At 70.7% G+C, this 2,789-nt stretch carries 3 protein-coding genes and 1 tRNA gene; all 4 read left to right on the plus strand.

Annotated features, from left to right (window positions below; all coding sequences use genetic code 11):
• The first annotated feature begins 176 nt into the window (after window positions 1-176).
• Window positions 177-263, plus strand: a tRNA-Leu gene (locus AC1D12_RS30100).
• 99 nt (window positions 264-362) lie between these two features.
• Window positions 363-1,469 carry a DUF2169 family type VI secretion system accessory protein gene (locus tag AC1D12_RS30105; protein ID WP_477844917.1) on the plus strand — a complete coding sequence of 369 codons (1,107 nt, stop codon included), beginning with the start codon at window positions 363-365 and terminating at the stop codon, window positions 1,467-1,469.
• Window positions 1,466-2,557: a hypothetical protein gene (locus tag AC1D12_RS30110; protein WP_477844919.1), complete on the plus strand. Its 1,092-nt coding sequence runs from the start codon at window positions 1,466-1,468 to the stop codon at window positions 2,555-2,557. The genes AC1D12_RS30105 and AC1D12_RS30110 overlap by 4 nt, the downstream gene beginning before the upstream one ends.
• A 4-nt stretch (window positions 2,558-2,561) precedes the next feature.
• A partial coding sequence (locus AC1D12_RS30115) for a PAAR-like domain-containing protein (protein WP_477844921.1) occupies window positions 2,562-2,789 on the plus strand: 228 nt, incomplete at its 3' end.

The following is a 2,789-nucleotide window of genomic DNA, read 5'->3' on the forward strand; positions in this document are numbered from 1 at the left end:
GCTCCGTACAGCGCGTCGGCGGGGACGGCGATGTCGCCGAGGCTGTCGTGTTCGAGGCGGGTGGCGGGGGAGGGCATGGAGGCGGGGCGTCAGTGGGGGAGGAATGGATCATGGCCGACGCGGGCCGACCTCGGTGCATGCATTGATAATCGCCGGGGTTGCCTCGAAGATCCGCTGCCGGCGTGGCGAAATCGGTATACGCAAGGGACTTAAAATCCCTCCTCCTCGCGGAGATGCGGGTTCAAGTCCCGCCGCCGGCACCATGCGTTGACTTTGTTCACTTGGTCTCGGCCGGCGCCCGGCTGTACCGTTCCATTCCCTGGCGTGAAGCAGTAGATCGCCTCTTCTGACTTCCGGCCGGCATGCACCTCGTCAACCCCACGCCTTACCTTGCTGGATGGAACGTCGGCCATCGACCCGACGGGCGCGAACTCGCGGTGGTCGTCGTCAAGGCCAGCTTCGTGCTGAGCAGTTGTGGGGAGGGAACGCCGCAGCTCGCGCAGGCGCAACTGCCGCTGTACGAGGCCGACGTGCCGGGCCAGGATCCGGCGCGCAACGCCCCGGTCCACGAGAACGACTTCAGCGTCTTCAAGCCGCATTGCGACATCCTGCTGAGGGCCCGCGCCCACGCGCCGGGCGGCCGGCCCGTGACGCGGATGGAGGCCGGCTTCATGGTGGGCAGCTGCCGCAAGGTGGTGACGGTGCTCGGCCACCGCGAATGGCGCCGTGGCGTGATCGGCGTGGCGGCGACCGATCCGCAGCCGTTCACGACGCAGGAGATCGGCTACGACCATGCGTTCGGCGGCACGGACATCGATCCGTCGGACCCCGGCCGCATCGAGCTGTACCGGCCCAATCCGGCAGGCACCGGCTATTGCCGCTTCCGGCAGAACCTGCCCGGCATGGCCTTGCCGGCGACCGAGGAACCCGGTCATCCGGTCGAGCGGCCGGACGGGCACTACCGCCCGATGGCCTTCGGTCCGCTGGGGCGGCATTGGCTGCCGCGCGTCGCGCATGCCGGCACCTACGACGAGCGCTGGCAGCGCGAGAAGATGCCCTGGCTGCCTGACGACTTCGACCCGCGCTACCACCAGGCGGCGCCACCCGACCAGCAGATTCCCTATCCCCACGGCGGCGAGCCCATCGTGCTGGCGCACCTGAGTCCGCTGCCGCGCATCGAGGCCCGGCTGCCGAGGGAGCCCGTGCACGTGCGCTTCGTGCGCCATGGCGCGCCGGTCCTGGACGTGCAGGCGCAGATCGACACGGTGTTCATCGAGCCGGACGAAGACCGCCTGTGCCTGACGTGGCGTGCGAGTTGCCCGCTGATCCGTGACCCGTTCGAACTTCGCGAAATGCAGATCGAGACCACCTCCACCCGCACCCCCGGCCTGCTGCGCGCACGCCAGACCGGCAAGAAGCACTACCGCGGCCTGGCTGCGCTGGCGCGTGCGCGCAAGGGTGGCACATGAGCCGCGCTGCGGGCCTCTCGGTGTTCGGCCACGCGATGCTCACCGCGGTGGGCGCCGACGGGCCGGCCACCTGCGCCGCGATGCGCGCCGGCATCAATGGCGCCCGCCGCGCCAAGCTGTGGGACTTCACGGTCGGTGAAGACCTGAACGCGGCGCGGCCGCGCCTGCACCAGTGGTGGGAAGGGCCGACGATGACCGCGCCGCTGGCCATTCCGGTGATCACTCAATGCGCGCAGCGGGCCGCGGAACTCGGCATGGCGCCTGCCGCGTCCGGCGCCCTCGCGCTGCCGGTGCTCGTCATCCTGCCGCCTGCGGACCGGCCGTTTCGCGCCCCTGACCTCGAACCGATGGTGATGAGCGACCTCGCCCGCCACTGGGGTGGCGCGCTGCCGGCCGGCAGCGGCACCATCGCGGGCGGGCGCACCGGCATCCTGACGGCGCTGCAGGTCGCGGACGACCTCATCGGGCGCCACGGCGCGCCCGGCTGCATCATCGTGGGGGTCGAGAGCTTCCTGCGCCAGGTCGTCGTCGCGCACTACATGCGCCGCAGGCGCCTGAAATGCGGCACCAACAGCAACGGCTTCCTGCCCGGCGAAGCGGCCTGCGCCGTGCTGGTCGGGCGCAGCGGGGCGTTCGATGCGGACGAGCTGCTGATCCAGGGCATCGGCGTGGGCCGCGAGGCGAGCGGCGACGGCGGCAACGAGAACGATCCGGTGCTCGGCGACGGCCTGACGCAGGCCATGCAGCAGGCGCTCGAGATGGCGCAGGTGCCGTTCTTCGATCTGAACTTCACGGTCAGCGATCACAACGGCGAACGCTTCAAGTTCAAGGAGGCGGCGATCGCCGCCGGCCGGCTCGACCGACTGCCGCCGGAGGGTGTGTCACGCCGGCCCAAGGGGCATGTGGAGACCTGGCACCCGGCGCAGTCCATCGGCGAGGTCGGGGCTGCAATCTTCCCCTGCCTGCTGGGCTGGGCCTTCGAGGCCGGTGCCAAGGCGTACGCGCCGAGCCATCACACGCTGCTGCACGCCGGCGAGGACAACGGCGAGCGTGTCGCCCTCGTCACCGCCTTCGAGCGCCGGGGGTGAGGCCATGGGCAGGAACGTCTTCGCGAACGGGCTGGAGGTGTCGGGCAAGGCCTCGACGAACCGTTCGATCGCGGCGATGCCCGACGTCTGCCTGTCGCCACCCGGGCCACCGGCCGGGCCGGTGCCGATCCCGTACCCCAACACCGCCTTCGCGAAGGACACCGCGCGAGGCAGCCGCACGGTCAAGATCGGCGGCCAGGAGGTGGGCAAGAAGAACAGCTCGACCTACAGC

This window comes from Rhizobacter sp. P1_G5, assembly GCF_056405435.1.